Consider the following 24,210-nt stretch of genomic DNA (forward strand, 5'->3'; position numbering starts at 1 on the left):
GCTGTGGGTTGGTGCCGGTAAGGTGACGATCAGGGGGGATCACGTGGCGGCACGGAAAAGGAAATCAGTGGCCAACTGAGTCGATACTCCGCCGCCACGGACAACCTCATCTCGGACAGAACCCATCGCGACACTTGCCTATACTCGCCAGGCATTTTCTCCTCAGCCTTTCCGAGGCGCCAGAGCCGGCCCAAAAGGCTGAACCGCTTGGCCTGGTAAATGCTGGTCTGTTTCCAGCCTGGTTACTGATACTGGATCGATGAGCATGCCCCACGCGCCGAACGCTTTGGGGGACAGACGGAAGGAGCACCGATAGCCAAGCACGGCCCGAGGCCAGCCCTTAGTGTGTAGTGATGACGGCTCGTACAGATAAAGCCCAAAGTATCTCCTATGTACTCGCAGGGCTCGATGATGCCAGCGTGCGGACGCTCATCGACGCAGCTGAGCCGGTTGGCGTAGGTATTGGGGGAACAACCAAGACAACCTGCATCAATGAAACGACTGTCTTTGTGAAACAGCTCCCACTGACAGGTATTGAAGAGGGGATCCAACGGCCACTGCTAGTCAAGTTCAGCTTCCCTTTGCCTGCCACTACGGCATAGGAAGCCCTAGCCAAGGAGTCGGGCGAGAATTGGCAGCACACCAGGCGACCTCGGCGTGGGTTCATGAGGGAGCGGCGGATTTCTTCCCGCTTTTGCTCGGGTGGCGAGTCGTTGATGTGAAGTGCGATGTAGACCTCAGTGAATTTGATGGCTATGTTCCTCAACGTCAATGGGGGACACATTGGTCTCAGGTTAAGAGGAAAGTCACCGAGATGAAGGACGCGTCCAAGAGTTTGGTGCTTTTTCTTGAGTACGTGCCTGAGACGCTGGGCTCTTGGGTTCGCCGGAGCTTAACCGCCGGCACTGGGCCGAATGTCTTCGCCGACGTTATCAACCAGATCATCGAAGCCACAGCATGGATGAGGACGCAAGGGTTTCTGCACTTCGATGTGCATCCGGGAAACATCCTCGTGCAGGAGGGCAGGCTGCTCTTCACGGATTTCGGACTGGCGCTCTACCGCGAGTTCGACCTCACCCCGGAGGAGAAAGCATCGATGGTCACGCATGAAGCCTACGATCGTGATACTGCACTTATGCATGTGTTCCACTGGGTGCTGTTCGAACTGGGCTACATCTCCGGTCCGCAGCGTCTGCGGCTGTTGCGTGCTGCCGCCGCAGACCCTGCTACACCAGCGCTGGATCCAGTTCGTGTGGCACTCGGCGCGAGTGCCGACCTGATTGCTCAACATGCGCGTGCCGCTGTTTATATAACCGAGATGTTCGGCGTTCTCATGCAGGATGCCTCCGCTACCCGGTACAACAGCACAAGTCCCTAAGACAGGCGTTGCTTTGACCGACAGAATCCGGGGTCACGTGAACGGTGGAGCAGTTTGTATGCGGAAACGAACGTTTTCGGGCGGTCTTGCCATCCCGGACACGCCCCTAAAGTGACAAGCGCGTTTTCAGCCTGTTTTGCACCTCAGGCCAGTCCAGGTCGGTGATGGAATAGAGGACACTGTCTCGCACATGGCCAGTCCAAGTGATGCGATCGCGACGAAGCACGCCCTCGCGCACGGCCCCCAGTTTGGCAATCGCCGCTTGGCTGCGGGTGTTGCGCAGGTCTGTCAGCAATTCCACCCTGCGCGCCCCGGACTGGAAGGCATATTGCAGCATGAGCAGCTTGGACTCCGCGTTGGCATAGCCGGAACGCGCGTCCGGATGCAAGAACGTCCCGCCGATCTCCACGCACTGGCGCTCGGGCCTGATGTTCAGAAAACTGGAGGTGCCGACGATGCGGTGGTTCGAGCGGTTGCGGATCACGTACCCGATCCACTGGCCGGAGGCGATCTGGCGATTGAGGTTGCTCCACCAGCCGGCAAAATGCGCCCCCTGCCCGCTCATGGCAAATAGGTCCCAGGCCGCGGCGTCGCAATCCAGCGCCCGGGCCAACTCCCGCTCCGAGGCATCTTCGTATGGCTCCAAGCAGACCCGGCTTCCCTGCAGCGCAATATTCTCCAACATGAAACCATTTACAGACATGGCGCTTCCCTTTTCAAATATAGCTGTGCCGGATCCCGCTACGGCCGCTGCGAGCGACACCTAGCCACCGTACGCTGCTTCCTCGGCGCTTCTGAGCCAACGCGGCATACCCCTATCTCGGAAACACGTTTGTCAGGCGCCAGGGCCGGCGGCGTCTACGCTAGGACGCCGCAAGGCTGAAGTCCGTTGGAAGTATGCGCAGGAGGCCGGTAGCCACATCAAGATAACCCCCACGAGCGTAAGGATCAGACCCGCGTATATCAGAGCTGAAGGGGTCGCTAACGGGTTACCCATGGCTGTGGGCATAGTCGTGAGCCAAAGAATTGCCACGCCTGTGAGTATGGTCCTGGCCCGCCGAATTCCCCGCAGTAGCTTGACGGCAGCCCACGACAGCAGTGCGGTCAAGAGGAGCGCCAGAGCCATGCCAATCCAAAGCAGGATGCCACCGGGCAGTTGGGTGCCCATGGTCATGAGAGGCACGATCCCGTAGATGACGGCATTGGCCAACCAGACGTAGGCCGATGCCCGTATAACCAACGGCACAGGGCCGTGCTTCTCTCTCATGAAGGCCCCAATCGTCAACGCATTCTGCACAATTCGACTACATGGAATCCAAAGAGTACACCTGTCCCACAATGATTCTCGGGTCTCAACGAATACCCAGTCGTAGTATTTCTTCGTGCCATTGGACGCGCCGGGGCAGTGATCCCAAACAGGGGGATGACAAAAAGGACGACAAGCCAAAGGACTCTTGCTGCCTGAGCAAGGTGGTCGTCGCCACGGACGTCAAAGACGCCCCAGATGATAGCTCCGAGTACGAAGAGCGCGGTCGCTCTGCCAAGCAGTGCTGGAACCCATGCCATGGCCTTCTCGGGCGATTAATTGGGTATTGGGGGCGTTGGGGCGCTCCTGTGGAGGCCGTCACGTTCTTTGAAGCCTTCTGCCTGGTGGCACCCCACACGTCTGGTGCTGACTGGCATTGATGGGCGGTGGCGGAGCCGGTAGCTTATCGATAGTCGTTATTAACGATTGTCGATAATTGGGGGAAGCGATGAAACTTACACGCAGAGCAGCGGAAAATGGTCAGAAGAAGGTTTACTCGAGAACCGATGTTTTTTTCCTGATGATCTCTTCTGCAGTTGCAGCACTTGTTACAACGGCCTTCACGGTGTCCGGGATCGTCGCGTTGTTTGCCGGGCCGGTGACTCTGGTGCTTCCTGTGGACACGTCACACCAAACGGCCACAGGCCTGTCATTGGGGGCCACTGGACACGTCTCGTCAGTGGAAGCGACCATTCCAGTCCTACCCCACGATCCGGCCGCAACCTTGGCATGGGCAGGCGCGTTGAACCAGGTCGGGGTACTGGTCATCCTTGCCCTGGTGTTCCTGCTGGCCTACCGGCTTCAGGGCAGGATTCTCTTCACGGCAAGGTCTGCCTACCTGGTCGGAGCAGCGGGAGTCCTCCTTGCCCTGGCGGGTATGGCTGGCCAGGTCCTCGATGGGGTGGCCCGGAGCCGGCTTGCGGAGATGATCGGCGCCAATGTCCGGGCCTCGGGGGAGTCTCCGGCCTTCTCGGCAGAATTCAACCTAGCCCCGTCTATGGTGGGCATTGCCCTGCTCCTGGTCGCTGGTGTCTTCGAGTATGGCCGCCGGGTACAGAAAGACACCGAGGGGCTGGTCTGATGCCGGCCGAAGAGCCGTCGAATATCCACTGCCATCTGGACGATCTGCTGGCAGACCGCGGCATGACCTTGACAGAGCTAAGCAAGCGTGTCGGAGTCAGCCTGGTAAATCTGTCGGTGCTTAAAAACGACCGTGCGAAGGCAATCCGGTTCTCGACCCTAACTGCGATCTGTGAGGTGCTCGATTGCCAGGTTGGTGATTTGCTGACAACCGTGCGAAACCCGTGACCTTGAGGTCTTCCTGATTACGTCGACCGACAGCAGGTCCGAGGAGGATCGGTACGGAAATTCACGCTAAGCGGTCAGCGGCGTCGCCTGCCCGTTTGATGGCGCGGTAGACGGTTGGACGCGCTACCCCAAAGAGTTCAGCAAGTTCCATCGTCGTGTGCGTCCCCGCCTGGTGAACGGATACCAGGTTGGCTTGCTCTTTTTTTGGACAGCTTCGGCTGGTTCCCTCGTAGGCGGCTCTTCACCTTGGCGACCGCCATGCCCTCCCCGGTCCGTGCGCGGATCAGGTCGGCTTCAAACTCCGCGACCATGGCCAGGACGTTAAAGAGGAGCCGGCCTCCGGATCGGTCGGGTCGTGGACGGAGCCTCCGATGCTTAGCTTGACTTCACTGCGCGTGAGTTCGTCAACGATGTCCTTCGCATCGCGGAGCGACCTGGCCAGACGGTCGAGTTTGGTCACGACCAGAGTGTCCCCGTTCCTGCAGGCGGCCAGCGCTTCGCCTAGCCCGGGTGGTGCCCGGTTGGCCCGGGTAAGGCTCTAGTCTGTGAGGGTCTTGTCCGGCGACACCCCCAAGAGCGGTCAGGGCATTCTGCTGGGCGGTGAGGTCTTGGTCGTTGGGTGGACACGCGCATATCGATCAGCAGTCCGGTCAGGGTCTTGTTCGTACCGTTTATCCCCCCGTCACCGGGCATTTTCTCGGGCGGGTCTTACGAGAATCGGGCGGCCGCGGAAATCCTGCGATCTATGATCCGGAAATTTTGGGATCTCCCTTGCGCCGTTGGGGGACCGTCTTGCGGGCGCCGCTTGTCCGTTTCAGAAGTCCCATCGGGGATGTGAAATACGCTAGATCCGGCAGCTGCTGATGAAGTGGCTGAAATGATTGATGCCCCCGTCAGGCGGGCCAACCGCAGACACATCGACGCACTTTTCCCGAGCCCTTAAGGGAACACGCGCAAAGGTCGAAAATTTTATTCAAGAAGTAGTGGCCAGGACAACCGAAGGAGCTACAGGCGTGACAGATCAACCCAGCAGCAGTCCACCGGGGTGGTATCCAGACCCGTGGAGATCCGTCGATCTGCGCTGGTGGGACGGCCGGAACTGGACCGCACATCATGCCGAGCGTGCCAAACTTGAACGGGTCGCAACGAGTAACGCAGCGTGGCGCATACTTCCATGGCAGATGATCCTCTCAGGCGCTATCATGTGGCTAATTGCCATAGTCCTGACCTTTTTGAGCGATGGCGGCGGAGGAACAGCTTCCGGAGTGATCTTCGGGATTCCGATATTCACCAGCATCACCGTACTGTCCGTGCTCGTGATCGGCCTGCCCTTACGCACCATCAACCCTCTCCGGCGCTGGTGGAGAGCGCACCCGATGGTGATGACCGTCCTCATTCCAGTGGGAGCGGCACTATTGGTAATTTCAATCCTCAACGGCTCATGGGAATGGTTGGTCGATCCGGAGCTTCCTGGCTCTGCCCCGTTCCGTAGCTACTCACCCCACTGGGGACTATTCTTCGCTGGATGGCTAACGCTTGCATTCGCCCTCGCCCACATCTGGTGGCCCCACACCAAAAACACAGAACACACAAGTGCTGATTCCCGCGTGGTGGACTTTCCAAAGGGTTGAATGTCAGCCCGGAACAGGTCGGGCACGTTGGAGCTCGCGGTAGATGGTTGCGCGGGAGACGTCGAGCAGTTCGGCCAGTTCGGTCTGGGTGTGCAAGCTGGCGTGCAATGATGCGGTGTCCGGTGAGGGATCGGCTTAGGAACGGTTGATCCGGTCAGCTGCTTGTGGGCATGGAGTTGACTGAGTAGGAATCAATCACGCTCGTCTGAGCTGTCACTAGGATGCAATCATGACCGGATGGACAAACAGGAACCGCATACACCCTTTAACCCATTCCCCCGGGACTTTGACGGGCACCCCATGCCTCCGTCCGTTCCGGACGGTCTTCGACTTGAACTGAGCCGGTCAAGAATTGTCGACGGGAAAGAGGGCGAGTTCGACGAGTGGATGTCGATGCTCAACAACCGCTACGACGAGTGCCTGGTCGCAATACCGGCGGAAAGAGCTGTATTTGAGGCCACCTTCCGTCACGAGGAAGCCGACGGTTCAACCTGGATCTACCACGTGAGCCTTATGGGAAGAGACGGTGCAGAACTGGATGAGAGCCAACCTGTCGATGCGGAGCATGCAGCGTACAGCCGCCGAGTCAAGGAACCAGGGTGGGAGGAACTCGCGCCGAAATTCATGCTGACACCAAACCATATCCGTGAAGCCATGGTCCAATGGGGCCGCACTGGCGGAGAACCCGCTTAGGGTTCGGCTTACGCGCATCAAGGGGGCGGCGATCGACCGGCTTACGGGCGCGGGCGAGACCCCAATTCCTGGGTCTGAGGAGGGACGCCCCAAGCCCTCAGACGTCCCAACCTTCCCGGCGCAGTACGGCTCGAGCCATTTCCAGAGCCTTGGGTGTTGGAACGAACTGGGCGACATCGAGATAACCGATTCGGTCCTTACCTTTCCACCACGCACCGTCGATGCGACGTACCGCCTCCCATGGATCAACATTCCAAGGTGTGTTGTACGTCGTCGGTATCATCCAGTCACGCATTATGAGTTCGACAATGACGCCCAGCGCCATGGAGCGCGTAGTTGTGGGATCTGCCTCGCCTGTTCGTGTCATGACGAGGGAATGGATTTCCCCGTCAGAGACCCAGTCTTCCGTACTCCGGGCGAAAATATCCTCGAAGATTGTTCGCTCACTGATAGTCGTCTTCATACTTTTCTCCAAGAGACCTCCTCATACCTCGATCCTCAAATGGGCGCTCTGTTGCTAGGCCTGGTTGTGCCCCGGCAGCTGCGTTCGGCCCGTTTCATAATGAAGAACGTCGTTGTTCTGCAGGGTGAACAATTTGTCGGCGACGTCCTGCGATAAAGGTTCGCTGCAGGATATGGCGAAGAATCGCGGAGACATGACATCGAGGATGCATCCGAGCTTGGCGAGCTCAGTGGCCAACGGCTGCCACGCATCGGAGTCCTCCGATTTCAGCAGGACTCTGAAGGTGAAGTTACGAGCGTCGTGATCTATGCCGGTGGCAACGAGGCCGTTCTCTTCTGAGCGCATCACGTTCACCCGGTCGTCAAAGTTGATGTCGTAGAGATAGGCCGGCACCGCGAGAACAGTCGCCGTGCCGTCTGTTTCGACGCGGCCGCGCAGTCCTTCCCACATCTGCTCGGTGTCTGGTTCCTGGGGCAACGCAAACCATACAGTCGCTCCTGCCTTCACGGCTTCGGGAAGAGGCTGCAGTGAGCCGTCATGCCAATGTGCCACGACGCTGGGGTGTTGCCGATAATCAGTCACGATCTGAGACTACCGAACGGAGGTCCGTGCGGAGCCCCAGCGCATTGGTGCCCTTGACGGAAGGCGTCCGTTCAAGGATCCCTTCCGGGCCATTGTCCGATCAGGGTTAGCGATGGTTACGGATTTCTGGAAGGTTTCCCGGACTTGATCCATCTAACGCTGTCCAGCCAGTCCGGCCAGATTCTTGGGTTGGTGGGCTGGCCGTCGTACCTCAGGGCTATGTGTTGGAGAAACGCCAGCAGGTGATCACCTTCCCGGTTGCCGTACTCCCATAGGAAGTCAGAGGTGATCAGGAACCCTTCGCAGGACGTGAGACTGACCGCCTCGGCGGTTGGGCTGTCCGGGTATGACGTTGAGGATCCAGTACGGGGTGGATTCCCGTACTCGATCCAGTCCATGCTTTCCACCCAGTCCTCCCAGGCCGCTGGGTCTGTTGGGCGCCCATCCTCCAACAGTCCGGTGTCGCCAATCAAGGTTAGTAGGTCATCGCCCGATCCGCGCCGCGCATACGCCCAGACGAAGTCGGACATGACCAGAAAACACCCGCGAATCGTCAGGACCGGCTCCAGCGGGGTTGAGCTATCTGGGAATAACATTGATTCCTCCATTTTGGTCTCTCCACCACGGGCTTCAGCCCAGCCTGTGTCCCATCAGGGAGCGTTTCATAGTACTTCTCCAGGGTCCCTGCGCCATCTTTCAGCACGTCGGCCGAGTGCAGGTTGGCTTGGTCTCGAAGCCGCCAGTATCCTCGTCATCGGCAACTAGCGACATTTACCGATCAAAAGGCCGCCACATGACGGCAAACTCGCCATCTGCTGCGATCGAAGGCAGCCGAGTGAAATCCCACAGCCAACGTCCTTGGCCGGTGTCCGATGAAGGTTCCCGAAACGGACGCTCGAACCGCCTGCTCAAGCGCTGCAGTAACACCCAAACAAGATCGTGGTCGCGCAAGGCAGTGCGTCGGGAGTTGTAAGGGCGGAGTCGCTACTCGCTGGGATCCCTGACTCGGTCCCGAGCTGCAGTTACCAGAGACTCATAGTCTTCGTGGAAAGGCTCGACCAGAGACTCCTCGAGCAAGGACTCAACGTCCCACAAGACGCGCTGCTCGGCTCGGTCTTCGAACTCGTTGTCCTCGCGTCTATTGAAACGGGATATCCACGCATGCAGGACCAGAGCCTCGTCTGCGCTGAGTTCAATTCGGACTGAAGTCATGCAGTCCAGCATGCCTCACGAAGATAAGAAGTACGCTCAGGGTTCCTCTAAGGAGACAGGAACGAATCCACCTTAGGTGAGCAAACTCTTGATTGCCTCGCTGGCCTTCGTCATTTCCTCCCCAGGATCAAGTATCAGCTCACCTCGTACACACCAAGTCTCTGGAAAGGAGGGGTGCTGAAGGGTAAAGCCCAGTTCAACGTGGCCGGTGTGACGGGCCACAAGCAGCAGATCGCCCTCAAAGGATTCATACGTTTTGATTCCTGACCAGCCAGCCCAATGCTCAGCCAAGTCCTCAAAGAAATCCGACAGGTCTTGAAAGCCTTTTGCATAGTGGGCCGCAACTTGACGGGTCCCTCTCAAGTTTTGCAATTCAATGGCCACAAGCACGCTGCTCGGCTCTCCGTCAGATCCCTTCGAAACTTCCTCAAAGGTGATGCGCGAAGAGCGTCCGATGCCGATAGTTGCTGTTCCCATCACCCTATTCTCTAGGGACAGTCCTGTTTTGCATGGAATCTGCTTCAACGGCTGCCCGTTGACGGTTCGACTTACGGGCACCAAGGGTGCGGTGCCCGACCCGGTAACGGAACGATATGACTGGTCTGAACGGGACCCTTCTGCCGGGATGGATCGAATGTAGGGGCCGGGACCGAAGAAATTGAAGAAACCTTTGTTGCACAGATGCTTGAATGAGCCGATGAAGGCGTTCAAAGACCCACTCCTGCTGCGTGCGATTCCAATGAGTGCCCGCCCGGCAGCTCAGGCGACGATGAGGGGCCTGGACCAACCCGAGTTCCCCACCGACTCAGACTTAATTCAAGACACTGCCTGGCACGTGGCCGACTATCCGGAGATCCACGTCGCCGGGGAGCTCATGCAGATCCCCTACCGCATGCACTATTCCTGGCCCGACGATGACATGACGTCGCGCCTCACACCAGATGAACGCCTCGTCCTGGCCTGTTGGATGTCCCGGCACCACGATGGGCGGGTACGGCAAAGAGCCCTGTCTCTGATCTTCGTCTCAAACGCCGCTTGGACCATACCCTTCGTCATCCAACTCTGCGGCGAGTACGTGATCGAGTTGGGCGAGGATGTGCTGGCCTTCCTGAACCGGGAGCTGCCAGGGCGGCCGGACCTCCAGAGGGCATACAAGCAATTTGCCCATGAGAACCCCCAATTCATCAGCCTGACAGAGCAGAGGGCTGCAAGCTATTGGGCGGATGACTACAGAACCAAGATGGCACGAGATGCGTATCCCCAGGTGGCAGCTCTGAAGACTTTGGCACGCTTGACCAGATGATCCCGGGGCGACGCGAATGGAGCCCCTACAGGCGAAAGTGTCCGTTGAGGGTTCCTCAAATGGAACTCACGCAAAGACGGCTCGGTACGGTGGAAGATGGTTTTCATGACAAACAGCTCGTGGGAGTGCGCGGAAGTTTCCGAAGCTCCTCAGGATTGGATACTTGCCACCGAGAACGGCTGGGGAGCACTGGTCCTTTGGGCTGCCGGCCCCGGCAACTTCGTGCGGGTCCCGAAGGCAAAGGGTGACCGCTTCGGCAAGATCCTCCATCACCTGCCGAATGGCGGGGATCAAAGCGAGCCATTCCTGCTGACTGACGCCGACCTTTCAGCCATCGACAATGACATTGATACCTACCTGGCCGAAGCGGATCTCCCAGCCAGACCCCGGGGCTTCGATTGGTACATCCGCCCCCGTCCCGCAACGACTTGGCCGTGGAAGCGTTCTGGTCTGCCGTGTGGGCAGCCACCACAGAATCACTGCCCTACGATGGCCTCCGCCCTTGGACGATGAAAGGTCCCGCGAAAAAAGCTATGGCTAGGATGTATCGCGACTAAATGTGGCTAGCCGAGTTTGCCGAGCACGTAGGCTCGACGGCAAGCATCTCCAAGTTTCGGGTCTCAGTCTCCCCGAATCGAGAATTCCATTAGGGTTCCTCAAAGGGCACTAGCCGCGACTTAGCCGCCACATTCCGCTGACAGTCAGAGCACAGGAAGATTGATCTGGTTGAAACCAGCGATTGATACCTGCCCCTATTTTTGTGGCACGAGTACCGGGACAATCAGGGCATGCGATGTTCCAGAGAGATCCGCCTGTTCATGGCCGCAGGCGTTCTGATTTTCTCTGGCGGCGCCTGCGGAAGCGTAGTCAGTAAAGGCGTCGGAGAGGACTGGCAGGAGCCATCCCTGCCAACCGCAGAGCCGTCCCCGACAGTCAGTCTCAGTGTCGTGCGGATGTGCCCGGAGACACGGCAGCCTCCGACCCCCAATCCAACAGAGCTAATTGTCCCTGTCCCCGACTCTCCCTCCACATTCAGTTGCGCAGCAAGCTCTGTTCCACTGAGCAAGGATCAAATACGTTACCCAACCCCTATTCCGGTGCCAATTCAATCCACCCCGGCAAGCCCAACGACACCCTAGTCAATAGGCGAGTCAGTCAAAGAAATGCCCGACCGGGGTTCCCCACAGGGACGGTTGACGGAGCTGGCTGCGATTCATTGACTTCTGTGATTCGTGATGGAACCACTGGGGGGTTGGCGGACACCGGGCCGCTGTCATTCCCGGAGACGAAAAAGTGTGCAACTCCCTTGGGCTCGCGTTGAAAACCGAGACCGCCCGCTAGGTGCGCCATTCCCAGCATCCGTCGCAGTGAAGGTTGGTTTTACGCGCCCTTACGAAGCTGTTTAGTGTATCGACGGAGGGCCATTGAAACACCGGCCGCTACCACCGCGCCAATTGCAGTTATTGCCAGGGTCGAAGAGGTCTCACCATTCGCCATCGAAATGAGCATGATCAGCAGCATCGCAGCGAGGTATAGGGCAAGCACCATCAGTGCGATTCCGATGGTTTCCAGAGCTCCAAGCTTGGTCGGTTTCATATCAGCAGACTAAGGCACAGATCGGGAAAGGTGTTCGGTCAAGGTTCCTATTCGGGCATGGAGTTGGATTCGTTAGCGCGTGATTGTGAGTATCTCCACGGGCATTGCACACGAGGCGCGCTTAAGGTCCACAGTTCCTGCTGCACGGTTGTTCCTGCCGGTGTCGTCGCACCAGTCGATATTGTGCGGCATTGCCGTCACCACGGCTTCTCCAACCGCGATGTCCGCGGGAACAGTGAAGGTGTACCTGAATTCCCCGGAATCAGTCATTGGAGCCATTGTGTTGATGACTTCAGCCCCACCTGCATCGGTAACCCTCACTTGAATTTGGGCATTAGAGCCATATCGGGGGTGGCACTTCGCCGCGGGTGCTGCGACTGTCACCATCTTTCCAAATTTGGCGCTTGTCGGAGTTACTGAGTAGGCAGGCGGTAAACAGGGCGGCTCACCACCAGAAGATGAGGAGCAGGCGACTGCGGAAGGTCCCAAAGCAGCAACAAACACCGCGACGAAGAGCAATCGCAACGAGTTGGTTCTCGCGGGAAACCTGCCAGGGAGCTTCATGTGCCCATTGTTCTCCTGTTCGCGCGATAGCCATCGAAAAGCCTAAAGTCGTCCCCGAATCGTTGTGTTCTCTCATCCGACCGGTTGTTAGCTCTGACTCGTGTCCTGTGAAGGTTCCCCTTACGGGGCAAGTAGCCAAACGGTCAAGAGACTGGTTTGTAATCGCGAAGTGCGTGAGCTTCATGAGGTGTGATCAAGAGCCTTGCCACGGAGTACTCCCTGTCCAGCACGACTGACGCGGCGTAGCTCCGGTCAAACATCCCTCGTAGATAGACGATCTGCTCAAACGCCTGAGCAGTTCCAACATTCGCTGACCAAAATTCTCATTCATTCTGATTTCGTCCTTCAGTCATCGGTGCAGCAGGATTTTTCGACTAGAAGAACAATGGCAGGTTAGGCCGCGCTCTGCCGATCTGCCCCTCCGCAAGGATGCGTCGCAGGTGAATGAGGCTGGTCCCGTCGTAAAGACGTCCCGTAGAGGGTTTCCCAAACGTGCGTTCAAAAACGTCCTACTAGAGGCTGAAGAGCAGCACGAGCCGGGGCATCGCTATGCGAGGTGAGCCAACACTTTCTCGCGCTGCAGAGTCAATACTTCAGCCTGGGCTTCCAGTTCCGCGGCTCGTTCTGCAAGGTGTGAACGCAGCTCGGCGCACATTTCAAGCTGTGGTGCGCTACCACGGGCACACGGGAGGTACTGGCGAATCGCCTCGGAGTCGAGGCCAGCGGCGAACAGGCCTTGTATCTGACTGACTATGAGGGAAGCATCATCGGAATAGACACGGTATCCATTGCAGGCCCGCTCCGGGACGAGCAGTCCCTGCTCCTCGTAGTAGCGAAGCGCACGCCGGCTGACTCCCGTACGCTCGGACAGCTCCCCAATCAGCAAACCTGTGATCCTTTCAATGACGGTGTTTGACCTTCACGCTGACGTGACCCCTTAAGGTCCCATGCTATGAAGATAACAACCACGTCAGTAACATCTCATTCCCTCCGACGCGTCCTCATCGTCCACGGATTTGCTGCCGCACCGGATGCGCACTGGTTTCCATGGCTCCGCGACTCACTCGATACCGCTGGCGTTGACGCAACCGTGGTGACTCTGCCTACTCCCGAGGCTCCCAAAGCGGCAGCATGGCAAGACGCAGTCGGGGAGGCAATCGGACTACCCGATGCAGGAACGTGGATCGTAGCTCACTCCCTGGGAGCCATAACGGTGCTGCGAGCCCTTGCAGCGTTGACGGAGCCTTGGCAGCTCGGCGGGCTTGTCCTTGTCTCCGGTTTCACCGGGGCACTGAAATCACTGCCGGTGCTAGACGAGTACCTCACTACTGATGTCGACGCGGAGCGCATCGCGAACAACATACGCGTGCGCGCCGTGGTCCGCTCGGACGCGGATGTCTTTGTGCCGACGGAAGCATCCAACGAGCTTGCACAACGGCTCAACGCCGAACTGCACATACAGCCCGGCGCCGGCCACTTCCTCACCGAAGACGGAGTGAACGACCTCCCTCTCGTGCTGGATCTGCTGCAGCAGTAGAACGCTCTCTTGTCCAAACCTCGATAGTCAAGCAGCAAACTGGGAAGAACGTTCCATTGAACGTTCCGCTAACGGACCGGCTCTCGGGCAGGAGGTGGGGCAGTGAGCGCCTCCTGGGAACTGAAACATCGCCAAGGACTGAACGCCGTAGGCACTATATTGGCGGCAGGCTAAATGGCCGAAAGTCGCTATCGTTGGGAATTATTTGGTTGTCCGCGTAGCGGTTGGCCACGCCCTCAAAGCTCATCGAAAAAGAGAAGTGTCTACCGCCGAAGGCACCATTTCTCACAGTTAGGGGTCCGCGATTGCTTTAGTCGAGGCAAGATCCGATCCTTGCCCGGCGCCGCGGACGCAGACCGGCAAACTGTCGCCGTTCATCAGGATTGACGAGTTCGATTTGTGAGTGGAAGTGCCCGGTGGAGGATCGGCCTGTGGGATCCGCCGCCAAGTGTTTTGTAGGCTTTGCGTGTGAACACACCCGAAACAGGCCGCCTCCGGTTCCGCGAGATGGACGATAGCGACCTCGACAACATTGCTGCCATGCTAGGCGATCCGGAGGTCATGGCGTTTTACCCCTCCCCAAAAACCCGGGCCCAGGCGCAGGACTGGATTGATTGGAACAAAAAGAACTACGTCGAGCACGGCTTCGGCCTCTGGCTCGTGGAAACCAGGGATGGCGAATTTGTTGGTGACTGTGGACTCACCTGGCAAGAAGTCAATGGCACCCTGGCTCTTGAGGTCGGCTATCACGTTCGTGCCGCCCTCCAAGGCCGGGGCTATGCGAGTGAGGCAGCAGCCGCCTGTCGCGACTTCGCTCGTGGACTCGGGGAATCCCATCTGGTAGCGATCATCGACCCCGCAAACATCGCCTCCCAACGTGTCGCTGAAAAGATCGGGCTGTCGTTCGAGCTCACGGCAACCGACGGCGGCCGTCATCGCTCAGTCTTCGGAGCCGACCTTTAGACCGGGTGCCCATTCAGGGTTGGGCTAACGGGCACCAAGGGTGCGATGCCCGACCTTAACGGAACGATTTGAATGGTCTGTACGGGACCCCTATTACGGGATGGATCGAATGTAGGGGCAAACGGGTGGATCGATGAAATTAAAGGACCCTTGTTGCACAGATGATTGAATGAGCCGATGAAGGCGTTCAAAGACCCACTCCTGCTGCGTGCGATTCCAATGTGTGCCCGCCCGGCAGCTCAGGCGACGATGAGGGGCCTGGACCAACCCGAGTTCCGCACCGACTCAGACTTGATTCAAGACACTGCCTGGCACGTGGCCGACTATCCGGAGATCCACGTCGCCGGGGAGCTCATGCAGATCCCCTACCGCATGCACTATTCCTGGCCCGACGATGACATGACGTCGCGCCTCACACCAGATGAACGCCTCGTCCTGGCTCTTCCTGAACCGGGATCTCCCAGGGCGGCCGGATCTCCAGAGGGCGTACAAGCAATTTGCCCATGAGAACCCCCAGTTCATCAGCCTTACAGAGCAGAGGGCTGCGAGCTATTGGGCAGATGACTACAGAACCAAGATGGCTCGAGATGCGTATCCCCAGGTGGCAGCTCTGAAGACTTTGGCACGCTTGACCAGATGATCCCGGGGCGACGGGAATGGGCCCCTACAGGCGAAAGTGTCCCGTAGAGGGTTCGGCTAACGGGCGGCCGGGGGAGACTTGTCGCTGCGAACACCCAGCACTTATCCCTGCGATTCACTGGTTGTCCTCGGTTGGCTATTGAACGACGCCGTCAGACAGGGGAAGCTTCAATTAGGAGTTCATGGGACGGGTTCTAAGCGCGAGAAGGTATGGCCATGGGAGCGCGCGGGCTAAGCAACATGTGGTTGCGCATGACGGATCAGTCCGGATTGATCGAACCTGGGAAAGAGGCACGACTCCCAAGTTCGGGGTGGTGTTCTGGTTATCGCCCCTCATATTGGCCAGCGGAGGCTTTATGGAGTGGCGTAAGTGGAAGAAACCTGGGGACGAGCATGGCATCAACTTGGAGCATAAGTGAGAGCGTAGGCCATGGCTTTCAGAGCGGATCCCTATATAGGGCAGAAACTGGCCGTCGTAGGGACTGGCTGCACAGCTTCGGCCATGCTGATTGGGTTCCTGGGCGCTGAGACACAGGCAGGAAAGCTAGGGTACGCCGTCCTCGGAATGATCGCGTTTCTGCTTATGTGTCTGGGAATTGCTCTCCTAATGAAGAGCAGACGCGACGGCTCGAACGTCGGTGCCGCTACGATTCGCCCTAGGAAGATCGGCATGCAACGGCTTAAACGCCTGTGGCAGGGAGTGCAGATACGGCGCCGGTCCCGGGCCAAACGCAAGGCGGAGACGGAGGAGGACCGCTGGTTCCAGCTTAGAGCGGCATCGCAGTTTCACGTCCGGGCGCTCATGTTCGACGGCGTCGACCGGCAGAACGTTCTCGGGAAGGTACGTGCGAAGGCTCCAGGCTTTCCCGAGGAGCGCTACGAGCAGGCGCTCGACGAAGCCCAGGAATTGGTCACATCCGGCCGGGAGCGTGCCCTCCAACGCCGGTCCGAACTCATCGATGCCGCCCGTAAGGACGACCTGTTGAACTCAGTCTTTGCCCTGCGCTACTTCAACGAGCGCTATTCCAACCAGGACGTCATGCTGTACCGCCTCGGGCGGTTCGACATCCACGAAACCCTGCAGGATCTCCACCCCGAGGCGGAAATTGAGGCAGCCTTGACCCGGGCGGACGCCCTGATCAAGGATGCGTCTAAAAGTGTCAGCTATGAACCCGGAGTTGCAGAGGCTCGCATGCAGGAGTTGAGGCAAGCCCACCCAGGCTTCAATATTCGGAGCCTCAACGCAGCCATGGATTGGGGCTACCTCATCAACCGATAGACCACCGTTTCGGTACTTGACCTGGTTGCAAGGCAATCGGGTAGGCCTGTGCCGTTGAGCGTTCCCCTTCCGGACATCGTCAAGCTTGGAGCTTTCGCACAGACAATGAATCAAACTATCGCTGGGGGTCGGCTACATGCGTCGAGGTCTAAGAATCACTGTTTTCGTGTTCGCCGTCTCGCTGGGTGTCAGTTCATGCGCGCCAGGTCCGCTGCCCGAGGAGATCCAGGGACCCGTCGTCTACGATCAAGATGAAGTGCGGCTGTGCGGCACAGTTATCAGCCGTGGCCGAAACGTTCCGGTGATCTATGACGTCGTCAAGGGCTTAGTGAAGCCCGTTGAGGGCACAAGTAGCACCGGGCTCATTTATCTGAGGTTCACACAGGACTGTGCGACTGGCGCCCATTATCAAATTGCACCTGCAGATAGTGCGGAAATCTCGCAAGAGGTCACAGGTCCAGCAGGTACTGCGCTGGGGATCGTCATTAATCCGGCCAAAAATGACTTCACAGTGATTGCAACGGCGTCGTCGGGGATAAAGAAGAGCGTAGAGATCCGCCTAACCAGCGTTTCAGTATCGTCCCCAAAGACCTGAAAACTACGCACCCGGAGCAGGCTTTTCGAGCGTACCCAGGCGGGCTGGCGCTCGCGAAGGCCAGCGGGCGCGTCGGAAGACATCATAGTGCCCTAGACAATGGTGTGTGACACACACTATTGTTAGTTGCATGATCGATCAGGAAACGGTAGCCGCACACGTCCAGGAACTCAGGAGAGGCACGGTGGTCCTCGCCTGCCTCATGGTGCTGCGAACTCCTGACTATGGATATGCCTTGCTGGAGACGCTCGACCGGCTCGGCTTTTCAGTCGACGCGAACACGTTGTACCCATTGCTCAGGCGGCTTGAGAAGCAGGGACTTCTTTCGAGCGACTGGAACACAGATCAGGCACGGCCCCGCAAGTTCTACAGCACCAGCGCTGACGGCAGGGACCTCGCCGATGCCTTGTTGGCTGACTGGAACGACATTCAGAATTCAATTCGAAGGCTTGACCAAGGAGAAACGAAATGACCAGCCTCACTGATCGCTACGTTTGGGCAACCGTTCGGTCGCTACCGGAAAAACAGCGTTCCGATATCGAGCGCGAACTCCGCACCTCCATCGCTGACGCAGTTGATGCAAAGACCGACGCCGGCCAGCGCCTCGAGTCTGCCGTGCGGGAAACCCTGCTTGATATGGGCGATCCAGATCGGCTTGCAGCCGGCTATGCGGAGCGCCCCACGTATCTCATCGGGCCCAAGTACTACTTTGACTACCGGCGTTTGCTCAAGGTCATGCTTGCCGTGGTCCTGCCATGCGCGTTCGGCGGGATTCTCATCGGCCAGTTGCTCGCACAGGACAACGCGGGAAGCGCCATACTGTCGGCATTCGCGACGACGCTGACCGTTGCTGTGCACGTGTGTTTCTGGAGCACGCTGGTCTTTGTCATCATCGAGAGGACGGAGGGACGGCCGGCTCCGGGATGGAAACCTGACCGCCTGGCTTGGTCCCCGGATTCGCTTCCCGAACCGCCATCCGGCAACCCGGTCAGCATCTTCGAGACGTCCTTCAGCGCCGTTATGCTCGCGCTCTTCGCCGGTGCGATTGTTTGGCAGCAGTTCAACTCAGTATTCGAGAATGCTGATGGCCATCCGGTCCCGCTTCTGAACCCGGAGCTTTGGAGTTTCTGGCTTCCGTACTTCCTGCTCCTGCTCGTGCTTGAGGCCATGTTCCTGGTTGTCACCTACCGTGCAGGTTCCTGGACGTGGAGGGCAGCCTGGGCAAACGTCGCGCTGAACCTGCTGTTCGCTGTCCCAGCCGTCTGGCTCGTTCTTTCTGGCGCCCTGATTAATCCGGAGTTCATGACAAGGCTCGGGTGGCTCCAGGAAGGCAGGGCGGATTACGCAACACCTGGAGTTGTGGCAGGTGTGGTGATCATCGGTGCTTGGGACATCATTGACGGGTTCCTCAAGGCCCACCGGGCTGCCAGGACCGCACAGTGAAAGATCAGCGGGCTTTGAGTCCTTGCTGAAGCAGCCCCACCACGTCTTCGTCCCTCAGTTGCTCAAAATGGCGGTAGAAAGCGCCCACCGCCCGGAACTTTCCGGGCAGGTGGAGGCTGAGGACGAAGTCGCTGACCCGCTCAAGGGATGCCTGGGCTTCCACTGACGCCACGGGTGCTGCCACTACCACGGTTGCCGCGCCGGAACCACGGACAGCTTCTACTGCTGCCCGCATGGTGGCCCCGGTAGCCAGCCCGTCGTCGGCGAGGATGACCGTTTTTCCCTTCAGGTCCAGCTTCAAGCCAGGATAGCTGCGGGCACGGCGGAGAAGCTCTGCGCGCTCACGGTCTTCCACCTGGTTCAACCACTCCTGCCGGACACCGTGCTCAAGCATCTGGGCCAGCAGTGGACGGTTGATGATCCGGACCACCCTTCCCTCCGCTGCCGGCCGTCCGGCATCGGCTTCGTCAGCGGCTGCCGGAGCAAGGGCAAGGGCGCCATACGCGGTTTCCTCATGGCCTGGAATCCCAAGTTTTCGCACGAGCATGACTCCGAGCGGCAGATACAGCTCAGCGGCCAAAGCTGCGGCCACCGGTACGCCGCCGCGGGCAAGGCCCAAGACCACGGTGTCAGGACGTTCGCGGAATTGCGGGAGGGCAGCAGCCAGGTGCCTCCCTGCTTCCTCGCGGTCCTCGTAGCGTGTGTTCATCAGGGGAAGGGTCAGACGGAAAGGAATTCGATGGCCGCCTGTTTGAAGACGCGGCTTGTGAGAGCGCTGGTGTGGTTTCGTCCGGGAATCACCAACTGCTCCACCAACGCGCCGGCTTTTGAACCGATGGCGGCGAGGTCAGGCATTGTCGCGGCTCGCTCGTCATTCTCGCCCGCCACCAGGAGGATCGGCACATGGGGGACTGCCTCTGCGGGGTCGAAAGGTTCCGCCTTGATCGCCTGCACCAACGAAAGCAGCGCAAAAATGTTGTTGCTGGGAAGCACCAGGGCCATCTTCAGCAGCTGCGCGGTTGATCCGTCGTTGATAGGGGTCCCATCGGCCAGATAGTTCTGCGCAGCCATGAGATCGAAAGCAGCGAGCGGATCGGCAGTATTTGGGCCGCCCATGACGATCCGATGGACGATCTCCGGCTGAGTAGCGCCAAACTCCCACGCCAGACGCGAGCCGAGGGAGTAGCCGATCAGATCCAGTCCGCTGGCAGGCTCACCATCCTGCACAGGCCGGACACCGGCGTCGAACGCTATCTGAAGGAGATCCGCACGGATCCGGCTGGGCGTGTATGAGTCCAGATCCTCGGGAGCGCCGCTGCGGCCGTGTCCAGGAAGGTCAACTGTGATGACTTTGCGGCCGGCCGTACGCAGGGCCTGCAGCCAGCCGGTATCTTCCCAGTTCAACTTACTGGATGAGGAGAATCCGTGGAGCAACAGGATGGGCCGTAGGCCGGCGTCGCTCTCCGGTTCATGCAAGGCAATGTAGAGCTGAGGGTCCGTGCCCTCAACTGTGTGCGAATGCTGTTGGCCGGTGTGCCTGCCGCTCATCGTGTCAGTCCTCATCAAGTACGGCGCTCAGACGAACCCGGCGCTTCGGTGCCTCTTCCTTCGGGACAGTGCCCACGATGCCGGCGGTGTTGTCCGGCACCTCAAACACGATCAGGGGTTCGCCGACGTTGATCTTGTCGCCTGGCCCGCCGTGGATACGCACCACTTTACCCGCCTGCGGACTGGGGAGTTCAACCGCGGATTTGCTGGTTTCCAGCTCGACCAGCGGCTGGTTGCGTTCAACCTGGTCCCCTGGCGCAACCAGCCATTCCAGCACCGTTGCGTCGATCAAGCCCTCGCCGAGGTCGGGGAGGGGAAAGCTGATTTCAGCCACGCCGATACTCCAATACCCGTTGGATGCCGAAAAGGATCCGGTCAATGTTGGGAACATACTCGTCTTCGAGGTCCCCTGACGGGTACGGGACATCAAAGCCGGTCACGCGTTCCACCGGGGCCTTCAAGGTGTCGAAGCACGCTTGAGTAATCAGTTGTGCCACCTCGGCGCCCAGCCCCGAGGTCAGAGGCGCTTCATGGACGACGACGGCGCGGCGCGTCTTCCGTACTGAAGCCGCCAACGCAGCAGCATCGATGGGTTTGAGCCAGCGGAGGTCAAGGACTTCGACGTCGATCCCGTCCTCTGCCGCCAGCCCGGCAACCTGAAGACACCGCGCCACCATGGCACCCCAGGCAATCAGAGTCACGTGCCGGCCCTTCCGCATCACCTTTCCACCACTGGGAGAACCGGAGTCGCCCGGGGCAGTGTGGACGTCGCCCTTTTGCCAGTAGCGGGACTTTGGTTCCATAAAGATCACCGGGTCCGGCCTGCTGGCCGCGTACTTGAGCAGATGGTAGGCCTCGTGCGGGTTCGACGGCGAGACCACCTTGAGTCCGGGAACGTGCGCAAACAGGGCCTCAAGGCTTTCACCGTGATGCTCGGGGGCGCGGATACCGCAGAAGCTCGGGACGCGAAGTGTGATGGGCATCGGCAGGGCACCCCTGCTCCGATAGTTCATACGGGCAACCTGACAGATGATCTGGTTCACCGCCGGGTAGGCGAAGCCGTCGAACTGTACTTCCGGTATCGGGTGGAACCCTGCCATGGCCAGCCCCACTGACATCCCCAGGATTCCCGATTCGGCCAAAGGAGTATCAAAGACCCGGCCTTCGCCGTACTTTGCCTGCAGCCCGTCAGTAACGCGGAAGACCCCGCCGAGCTTTCCGCAGTCCTCCCCGAAGATGAGGGCTTTTGGATTCTCAGCCAGAACCTCGTCGAGGGCCCTGTTCAGTGCCTGCTGCATTGACATGTTGACCGTTCCGGTCGCCATCCCAATCTGGCTTTCCAGGGTCGTTTTAGACATGTTCGGACTCCTCCCGCCAGGAGTTGGCCTGGTCCTGCAGCGGGGAGGTGGATTCCTTGAAAACGAAGTCAAACATCTCGCTGCCGGGGCGGGGGCCGAGAGCTTCGATGCCGTGCCGGATCTGCTCTTCTTCTGCTTTTGCCCGCGCGAGGGCTTCGGCAAAGAAGTTTTCGTCAGCGATGCCTTCGGAAAGCAGGCGCCTGCCGAGCCGTTCAATGGGATCCTCGCCGGCGTCTGCTCGCTCTGCGTCCAGGGTGCGGTAGCGCCCGGGGTCGTCCGAGGTTGAGTGGGGACCGCGGCGGTAGGTCTTGGCTTCAATCACCACCGGCCCACGCCCCGCCCTGCAGTGGTTGAAGGCCCGCCGGGTTGCGTCGGCCACGGCAACGACGTCATTCCCGTCCACTTCAATCGCGGGGATGCCATAGCCTGCGGCGCGGGCGGCCACCGAACCTCCTGCAACCTGGCGCTCTGTGGGGACAGAGATGGCCCACCCGTTGTTCTGAACGAAAAACACCACCGGCGCTTTCAGGACAGCAGCGAAATTCATGGCTTCGTGGACATCACCCTGGGAGGATGCGCCGTCGCCAAAGTAGGTCATGGCGACCGGCAGGTCCGGGGTTTGGCCGGCGGTACTTTCGGCGCCGGCACCTTCGGTACTGGCACCCTCGGCGTTGCCACCTTCAGCAGCAGCTTCGGGAGCAGAAGCATGCAGGAGCGTTTGCCCGTGGGCCCAGCCCACCGCGTGGAGAACGGAACCGGCAACAACTGCCTGAATCGGAGCGAGCCGTGAGCTCACCGGGTTGTACAGTCCGCCGTGCCACGTGGCCTTGTGGGTAGCCATGTACGCCACCATGTCCACTCCCATGGCCCTGGCTACGCCCATCTCCCTGTAGGTGGGAAAGACGAAGTCGCGTCCGGTGTCCACAGCGTAACCGCTGCCCACCTGCGCCGCCTCCTGTCCCAGCTCAGGGGCATATCCGGGAATAAGTCCTTGGCGCTGCCATGCGACGGCGGAGGTGTCCAGATGACGGACGGCCACCATCAGTGAGTAGAGCTCTCGGAGTTGTTCAGGTCTAAGCGCAGCGGGATCAGAGTCCACGGGCGTCAGCGCAAGGGTATCCATAGCTGTGACACTAATCACCCTGCCGTGACCAGGCAATCAGCAGTGTGACCTCTGCCCAATTTGCCTAAAGATGCGCATTCCAACGGACATAAGGCTGACAAATTGTGCTGTATCAGCTTGTTTGGCGGGTCAATCTGATTCTTGAACCTATCCAGCAAGCAGCAGCGATGACGGCAATCAGCACGATGGTGCTGAACAGCTGAATCCTGCTTGCTTCCGCCCAGAAGCCGACAGCCAAAATGAGCGCCAACAGCACCAGCCCGAAGATGGTCAAGGCCGGGAACCCCTTCATGCGCAACGGAAGTTCCGTTCCGTTCAGGTCTGCCCTCCTGCGGAGGATCAGCTGGGACAGCAGCGCCGAACCCCACACCACAAGGCAGGTTGAACCCACCAGCTGGAACAGGGCAGGGAGGATCTGCTCCGGAAAGAGCAACTCCAGCACCGTGGCGCCGAACCCGAAAGCAACCGAGACCAGAACTGCCGGCACCGGAACCCCCGCCGGGGTCAGCTTCGACAGAAAGCGGGGGGCCTCACCGCGCTGCGCCAGCGAGTAGGCCATGCGCGATGCCCCGTAGAGGTTGGCGTTGAGTGCGGAGAGAAGCGCGACGGCGGCCACCAGCGTAATAGCTGTACCGGCACCCGGGATCCGGGCGGCGTCGAGCACTCCCGCGAAGGGCGACTCCAGGCCGGAGGAGTCAACGGGCAGTACGGCGGCAATCACCAACACTGAACCGATGTAGAAGACCAGGATGCGCCACACCACGGTACGGATCGCTCCGCCAACACTGCGCGCAGGGTCCTCGGTTTCTGCCGCGGCCACGCTGACAATTTCGGTTCCACCAAAAGCGAAGATGACTACAAAGAGGGCTGCGGCTACGCCCCCGAGGCCCGCGGGCGCGAAGTCTGCGCCCAGGACGGACAGGCCGGGGGAGGGTACGTCCGGTAACAGGCCCAGCAGCAGCGCGGCGCCGATGGCGAGGAACAGGACGATCGCCGCGACTTTCAGAATGGCGAACCAAAACTCGAACTCACCGAAATTCTTCACTCCGGCGAGATTGATGGCGGTAAACAGCACCATAAACGCCAAGGCAAGAGCCCAGACGGGGATGATGGGCCACACCGAAAACAGCAGCGCCGCGGCCCCCAGTGCTTCCGCGGCTATGACCACCACCAGCTGGAGCCACCAGAGCCAACCGACGGTGGCTCCTGCTGTTTTGCCCAGGGCGCGTTCGGTATAGACGGAGAACGCTCCGCTGTTGGGATGTGCTGCGGCCATTTCTCCCAGAGCCCACATCACCACAATGATCAGTGTGCCTGCCACGAGGTAGGAGATTAGGACGGCAGGTCCGGCCAGCTGTATGCCGGCGCCGGATCCGAGGAAGAGGCCGGCGCCTATGGCACTTCCCAATCCCATCATTGTCAGTTGGCGAGGACGGAGGGAGTGGCCCAGTTGAACGGCTGGGCCCTCCTTGGCGGCGTGTTCAGAAGCAGGGCGGTCGGTAGGAGGGCGTTCCGCGGTGGACTTCGTTGTCATGGGCGAACCTTCTTGGGGGTCGATGGGCTTCGGGTCCTTGTGGGACCTACCGAATTTACCCCTTTTCCTTCTCCTCGCCCGTCAGTTGCGTGTGAGAACATGGTTGCAGTTTGCGGTGGATGAGACTGCAATCGATGACGATCTGCTCAGCTAAT

General features: G+C 59.5%; 32 protein-coding genes and 1 pseudogene. 15 read left to right on the plus strand and 18 right to left on the minus strand.

Features of this window, described 5'->3' with window-relative positions; all coding sequences use genetic code 11:
• Positions 1 to 353 precede the first annotated feature (353 nt).
• Both M1E02_RS07760 and M1E02_RS07765 read left to right on the plus strand, forming a co-directional pair.
• Positions 354 to 602, plus strand: a complete 249-nt coding sequence (locus M1E02_RS07760) for a hypothetical protein (protein WP_479377499.1) — start codon at positions 354 to 356, stop codon at positions 600 to 602.
• A 29-nt stretch (positions 603 to 631) separates the two neighbouring features.
• Complete coding sequence (locus tag M1E02_RS07765; RefSeq protein WP_479377500.1) at positions 632 to 1,378, plus strand: protein kinase domain-containing protein; 747 nt, start codon at positions 632 to 634, stop codon at positions 1,376 to 1,378.
• 106 nt (positions 1,379 to 1,484) lie between these two features.
• Here the strand turns inward: M1E02_RS07765 and M1E02_RS07770 are convergent, their stop codons facing one another.
• Both M1E02_RS07770 and M1E02_RS07775 read right to left on the minus strand, forming a co-directional pair.
• Entirely contained in the window at positions 1,485 to 2,063 is a 579-nt protein-coding gene (locus M1E02_RS07770) for a GNAT family N-acetyltransferase (protein ID WP_479377501.1), read from the minus strand.
• A gap of 150 nt (positions 2,064 to 2,213) precedes the next feature.
• Positions 2,214 to 2,645 (minus strand): hypothetical protein, encoded by a 432-nt coding sequence (locus M1E02_RS07775; RefSeq protein WP_479377502.1) that lies wholly within the window; start codon positions 2,643 to 2,645, stop codon positions 2,214 to 2,216.
• A gap of 559 nt (positions 2,646 to 3,204) precedes the next feature.
• Between M1E02_RS07775 and M1E02_RS07780 the strand changes: the two genes are divergently transcribed.
• Complete coding sequence (locus M1E02_RS07780; protein WP_479377503.1) at positions 3,205 to 3,765, plus strand: hypothetical protein; 561 nt, start codon at positions 3,205 to 3,207, stop codon at positions 3,763 to 3,765.
• Positions 3,765 to 3,992, plus strand: a complete 228-nt coding sequence (locus M1E02_RS07785; protein ID WP_479377504.1) for a helix-turn-helix domain-containing protein — start codon at positions 3,765 to 3,767, stop codon at positions 3,990 to 3,992. The genes M1E02_RS07780 and M1E02_RS07785 overlap by 1 nt, the downstream gene beginning before the upstream one ends.
• Before the next feature lie 61 nt (positions 3,993 to 4,053).
• Here the strand turns inward: M1E02_RS07785 and M1E02_RS07790 are convergent.
• Positions 4,054 to 4,625, minus strand: a pseudogene (locus M1E02_RS07790) (recombinase family protein).
• Between the two features lie 380 nt (positions 4,626 to 5,005).
• Here M1E02_RS07790 and M1E02_RS07795 point away from each other — a divergent pair.
• Positions 5,006 to 5,623: a DUF2510 domain-containing protein gene (locus M1E02_RS07795; protein WP_479377505.1), complete on the plus strand. Its 618-nt coding sequence runs from the start codon at positions 5,006 to 5,008 to the stop codon at positions 5,621 to 5,623.
• Between the two features lie 3 nt (positions 5,624 to 5,626).
• On the opposite strand, the gene M1E02_RS07800 is transcribed toward M1E02_RS07795, so the two are convergent.
• On the minus strand, positions 5,627 to 5,731 hold the full coding sequence (locus M1E02_RS07800; RefSeq protein WP_479377506.1) for an HTH domain-containing protein: 105 nt from the start codon (positions 5,729 to 5,731) through the stop codon (positions 5,627 to 5,629).
• Positions 5,732 to 5,860: 129 nt separating this feature from the next.
• Here M1E02_RS07800 and M1E02_RS07805 point away from each other — a divergent pair, with 129 nt between their 5' ends.
• Entirely contained in the window at positions 5,861 to 6,316 is a 456-nt protein-coding gene (locus M1E02_RS07805) for a DUF6176 family protein (protein WP_479377507.1), read from the plus strand.
• A gap of 97 nt (positions 6,317 to 6,413) precedes the next feature.
• Here M1E02_RS07805 and M1E02_RS07810 read toward each other — a convergent pair whose 3' ends face one another.
• The 5 genes from M1E02_RS07810 to M1E02_RS07830 all read right to left on the minus strand — a co-directional run bounded on the left by M1E02_RS07810 (position 6,414) and on the right by M1E02_RS07830 (position 9,050).
• Entirely contained in the window at positions 6,414 to 6,779 is a 366-nt protein-coding gene (locus tag M1E02_RS07810) for a hypothetical protein (protein ID WP_479377508.1), read from the minus strand.
• Positions 6,780 to 6,833: 54 nt separating this feature from the next.
• Positions 6,834 to 7,361: a DUF4265 domain-containing protein gene (locus tag M1E02_RS07815; protein WP_479377509.1), complete on the minus strand. Its 528-nt coding sequence runs from the start codon at positions 7,359 to 7,361 to the stop codon at positions 6,834 to 6,836.
• A 116-nt stretch (positions 7,362 to 7,477) separates the two neighbouring features.
• The gene (locus M1E02_RS07820; protein ID WP_479377510.1) at positions 7,478 to 7,891 is read right to left on the minus strand and encodes a hypothetical protein; all 414 of its coding nucleotides are present in this window, start codon (positions 7,889 to 7,891) and stop codon (positions 7,478 to 7,480) included.
• Between the two features lie 454 nt (positions 7,892 to 8,345).
• Positions 8,346 to 8,573 (minus strand): hypothetical protein, encoded by a 228-nt coding sequence (locus M1E02_RS07825; RefSeq protein WP_479377511.1) that lies wholly within the window; start codon positions 8,571 to 8,573, stop codon positions 8,346 to 8,348.
• Positions 8,574 to 8,645: 72 nt separating this feature from the next.
• Positions 8,646 to 9,050 carry a DUF6228 family protein gene (locus M1E02_RS07830; RefSeq protein ID WP_479377512.1) on the minus strand — a complete coding sequence of 135 codons (405 nt, stop codon included), beginning with the start codon at positions 9,048 to 9,050 and terminating at the stop codon, positions 8,646 to 8,648.
• A gap of 220 nt (positions 9,051 to 9,270) precedes the next feature.
• On the opposite strand from M1E02_RS07830, the gene M1E02_RS07835 reads away from it, so the two are divergent.
• Positions 9,271 to 9,876 carry a hypothetical protein gene (locus M1E02_RS07835; protein WP_479377513.1) on the plus strand — a complete coding sequence of 202 codons (606 nt, stop codon included), beginning with the start codon at positions 9,271 to 9,273 and terminating at the stop codon, positions 9,874 to 9,876.
• Positions 9,877 to 9,981: 105 nt separating this feature from the next.
• Entirely contained in the window at positions 9,982 to 10,389 is a 408-nt protein-coding gene (locus tag M1E02_RS07840) for a DUF5956 family protein (protein ID WP_479377514.1), read from the plus strand.
• Between the two features lie 867 nt (positions 10,390 to 11,256).
• Here M1E02_RS07840 and M1E02_RS07845 read toward each other — a convergent pair.
• The 3 genes from M1E02_RS07845 to M1E02_RS07855 form a co-directional block, all read right to left on the minus strand.
• Positions 11,257 to 11,472 carry a hypothetical protein gene (locus M1E02_RS07845; RefSeq protein WP_479377515.1) on the minus strand — a complete coding sequence of 72 codons (216 nt, stop codon included), beginning with the start codon at positions 11,470 to 11,472 and terminating at the stop codon, positions 11,257 to 11,259.
• A gap of 72 nt (positions 11,473 to 11,544) precedes the next feature.
• The gene (locus M1E02_RS07850; RefSeq protein ID WP_479377516.1) at positions 11,545 to 11,742 is read right to left on the minus strand and encodes a hypothetical protein; all 198 of its coding nucleotides are present in this window, start codon (positions 11,740 to 11,742) and stop codon (positions 11,545 to 11,547) included.
• An 841-nt stretch (positions 11,743 to 12,583) separates the two neighbouring features.
• Positions 12,584 to 12,922, minus strand: coding sequence for a MerR family transcriptional regulator (locus M1E02_RS07855; protein WP_479377517.1), 339 nt, complete (start codon positions 12,920 to 12,922; stop codon positions 12,584 to 12,586).
• Positions 12,923 to 12,988: 66 nt separating this feature from the next.
• Between M1E02_RS07855 and M1E02_RS07860 the strand changes: the two genes are divergently transcribed.
• The 7 genes from M1E02_RS07860 to M1E02_RS07890 all read left to right on the plus strand — a co-directional run bounded on the left by M1E02_RS07860 (position 12,989) and on the right by M1E02_RS07890 (position 18,492).
• Positions 12,989 to 13,573: an RBBP9/YdeN family alpha/beta hydrolase gene (locus tag M1E02_RS07860; protein ID WP_479377518.1), complete on the plus strand. Its 585-nt coding sequence runs from the start codon at positions 12,989 to 12,991 to the stop codon at positions 13,571 to 13,573.
• A gap of 468 nt (positions 13,574 to 14,041) precedes the next feature.
• Positions 14,042 to 14,536 (plus strand): GNAT family N-acetyltransferase, encoded by a 495-nt coding sequence (locus M1E02_RS07865; protein ID WP_479377519.1) that lies wholly within the window; start codon positions 14,042 to 14,044, stop codon positions 14,534 to 14,536.
• 177 nt (positions 14,537 to 14,713) lie between these two features.
• On the plus strand, positions 14,714 to 15,043 hold the full coding sequence (locus M1E02_RS07870) for a hypothetical protein (protein ID WP_479377520.1): 330 nt from the start codon (positions 14,714 to 14,716) through the stop codon (positions 15,041 to 15,043).
• A gap of 802 nt (positions 15,044 to 15,845) precedes the next feature.
• A complete protein-coding gene (locus M1E02_RS07875) occupies positions 15,846 to 16,454 on the plus strand; it encodes a hypothetical protein (RefSeq protein WP_479377521.1) in 609 nt (202 codons plus the stop codon).
• A gap of 166 nt (positions 16,455 to 16,620) precedes the next feature.
• A complete protein-coding gene (locus M1E02_RS07880) occupies positions 16,621 to 17,049 on the plus strand; it encodes a hypothetical protein (RefSeq protein ID WP_479377522.1) in 429 nt (142 codons plus the stop codon).
• 130 nt (positions 17,050 to 17,179) lie between these two features.
• Positions 17,180 to 17,521, plus strand: coding sequence for a PadR family transcriptional regulator (locus M1E02_RS07885; protein ID WP_479377523.1), 342 nt, complete (start codon positions 17,180 to 17,182; stop codon positions 17,519 to 17,521).
• Complete coding sequence (locus M1E02_RS07890) at positions 17,518 to 18,492, plus strand: permease prefix domain 1-containing protein (RefSeq protein ID WP_479377524.1); 975 nt, start codon at positions 17,518 to 17,520, stop codon at positions 18,490 to 18,492. The genes M1E02_RS07885 and M1E02_RS07890 overlap by 4 nt, the downstream gene beginning before the upstream one ends.
• A gap of 4 nt (positions 18,493 to 18,496) precedes the next feature.
• On the opposite strand, the gene M1E02_RS07895 is transcribed toward M1E02_RS07890, so the two are convergent.
• From M1E02_RS07895 to M1E02_RS07920, 6 genes are all read right to left on the minus strand, one after another.
• Positions 18,497 to 19,201, minus strand: a complete 705-nt coding sequence (locus M1E02_RS07895) for a phosphoribosyltransferase (protein WP_479377525.1) — start codon at positions 19,199 to 19,201, stop codon at positions 18,497 to 18,499.
• Positions 19,202 to 19,212: 11 nt separating this feature from the next.
• Positions 19,213 to 20,040 carry an alpha/beta fold hydrolase gene (locus tag M1E02_RS07900; protein ID WP_479377526.1) on the minus strand — a complete coding sequence of 276 codons (828 nt, stop codon included), beginning with the start codon at positions 20,038 to 20,040 and terminating at the stop codon, positions 19,213 to 19,215.
• Positions 20,041 to 20,044: 4 nt separating this feature from the next.
• Positions 20,045 to 20,374, minus strand: a complete 330-nt coding sequence (locus M1E02_RS07905) for a biotin/lipoyl-containing protein (protein ID WP_479377527.1) — start codon at positions 20,372 to 20,374, stop codon at positions 20,045 to 20,047.
• Entirely contained in the window at positions 20,367 to 21,398 is a 1,032-nt protein-coding gene (locus tag M1E02_RS07910; protein WP_479377528.1) for an alpha-ketoacid dehydrogenase subunit beta, read from the minus strand. Before M1E02_RS07910 ends, M1E02_RS07905 begins: the two co-directional genes overlap by 8 nt.
• Complete coding sequence (locus tag M1E02_RS07915; protein WP_479377529.1) at positions 21,391 to 22,521, minus strand: thiamine pyrophosphate-dependent enzyme; 1,131 nt, start codon at positions 22,519 to 22,521, stop codon at positions 21,391 to 21,393. Before M1E02_RS07915 ends, M1E02_RS07910 begins: the two co-directional genes overlap by 8 nt.
• 112 nt (positions 22,522 to 22,633) lie before the next feature.
• Positions 22,634 to 24,055 (minus strand): amino acid permease, encoded by a 1,422-nt coding sequence (locus M1E02_RS07920; protein ID WP_479377530.1) that lies wholly within the window; start codon positions 24,053 to 24,055, stop codon positions 22,634 to 22,636.
• Positions 24,056 to 24,210 lie beyond the last annotated feature (155 nt).

This window comes from Arthrobacter sp. Z5-13 (assembly GCF_056499105.1).

Excerpts from the sequence above, each read along its gene's own strand:
- M1E02_RS07920 (WP_479377530.1), bottom strand. The coding sequence starts at position 24,055 with ATGACAACGAAGTCCACCGCGGAACGCCCTCCTACCGACCGCCCTGCT.
- M1E02_RS07830 (WP_479377512.1), bottom strand. The coding sequence starts at position 9,050 with ATGGGAACAGCAACTATCGGCATCGGACGCTCTTCGCGCATCACCTTT.
- M1E02_RS07805 (WP_479377507.1), top strand. The coding sequence starts at position 5,861 with ATGGACAAACAGGAACCGCATACACCCTTTAACCCATTCCCCCGGGAC.
- M1E02_RS07860 (WP_479377518.1), top strand. The coding sequence starts at position 12,989 with ATGAAGATAACAACCACGTCAGTAACATCTCATTCCCTCCGACGCGTC.
- M1E02_RS07775 (WP_479377502.1), bottom strand. The coding sequence starts at position 2,645 with ATGAGAGAGAAGCACGGCCCTGTGCCGTTGGTTATACGGGCATCGGCC.
- M1E02_RS07890 (WP_479377524.1), top strand. The coding sequence starts at position 17,518 with ATGACCAGCCTCACTGATCGCTACGTTTGGGCAACCGTTCGGTCGCTA.
- M1E02_RS07900 (WP_479377526.1), bottom strand. The coding sequence starts at position 20,040 with ATGAGCGGCAGGCACACCGGCCAACAGCATTCGCACACAGTTGAGGGC.
- M1E02_RS07875 (WP_479377521.1), top strand. The coding sequence starts at position 15,846 with ATGCAACGGCTTAAACGCCTGTGGCAGGGAGTGCAGATACGGCGCCGG.
- M1E02_RS07915 (WP_479377529.1), bottom strand. The coding sequence starts at position 22,521 with ATGGATACCCTTGCGCTGACGCCCGTGGACTCTGATCCCGCTGCGCTT.
- M1E02_RS07845 (WP_479377515.1), bottom strand. The coding sequence starts at position 11,472 with ATGAAACCGACCAAGCTTGGAGCTCTGGAAACCATCGGAATCGCACTG.
- M1E02_RS07760 (WP_479377499.1), top strand. The coding sequence starts at position 354 with ATGACGGCTCGTACAGATAAAGCCCAAAGTATCTCCTATGTACTCGCA.
- M1E02_RS07810 (WP_479377508.1), bottom strand. The coding sequence starts at position 6,779 with ATGAAGACGACTATCAGTGAGCGAACAATCTTCGAGGATATTTTCGCC.
- M1E02_RS07780 (WP_479377503.1), top strand. The coding sequence starts at position 3,205 with ATGATCTCTTCTGCAGTTGCAGCACTTGTTACAACGGCCTTCACGGTG.
- M1E02_RS07825 (WP_479377511.1), bottom strand. The coding sequence starts at position 8,573 with ATGACTTCAGTCCGAATTGAACTCAGCGCAGACGAGGCTCTGGTCCTG.
- M1E02_RS07870 (WP_479377520.1), top strand. The coding sequence starts at position 14,714 with ATGAAGGCGTTCAAAGACCCACTCCTGCTGCGTGCGATTCCAATGTGT.
- M1E02_RS07910 (WP_479377528.1), bottom strand. The coding sequence starts at position 21,398 with ATGTCTAAAACGACCCTGGAAAGCCAGATTGGGATGGCGACCGGAACG.
- M1E02_RS07770 (WP_479377501.1), bottom strand. The coding sequence starts at position 2,063 with ATGTTGGAGAATATTGCGCTGCAGGGAAGCCGGGTCTGCTTGGAGCCA.
- M1E02_RS07840 (WP_479377514.1), top strand. The coding sequence starts at position 9,982 with ATGACAAACAGCTCGTGGGAGTGCGCGGAAGTTTCCGAAGCTCCTCAG.
- M1E02_RS07850 (WP_479377516.1), bottom strand. The coding sequence starts at position 11,742 with ATGACTGATTCCGGGGAATTCAGGTACACCTTCACTGTTCCCGCGGAC.
- M1E02_RS07785 (WP_479377504.1), top strand. The coding sequence starts at position 3,765 with ATGCCGGCCGAAGAGCCGTCGAATATCCACTGCCATCTGGACGATCTG.
- M1E02_RS07820 (WP_479377510.1), bottom strand. The coding sequence starts at position 7,891 with ATGTCCGACTTCGTCTGGGCGTATGCGCGGCGCGGATCGGGCGATGAC.
- M1E02_RS07895 (WP_479377525.1), bottom strand. The coding sequence starts at position 19,201 with ATGAACACACGCTACGAGGACCGCGAGGAAGCAGGGAGGCACCTGGCT.
- M1E02_RS07835 (WP_479377513.1), top strand. The coding sequence starts at position 9,271 with ATGAAGGCGTTCAAAGACCCACTCCTGCTGCGTGCGATTCCAATGAGT.
- M1E02_RS07885 (WP_479377523.1), top strand. The coding sequence starts at position 17,180 with ATGATCGATCAGGAAACGGTAGCCGCACACGTCCAGGAACTCAGGAGA.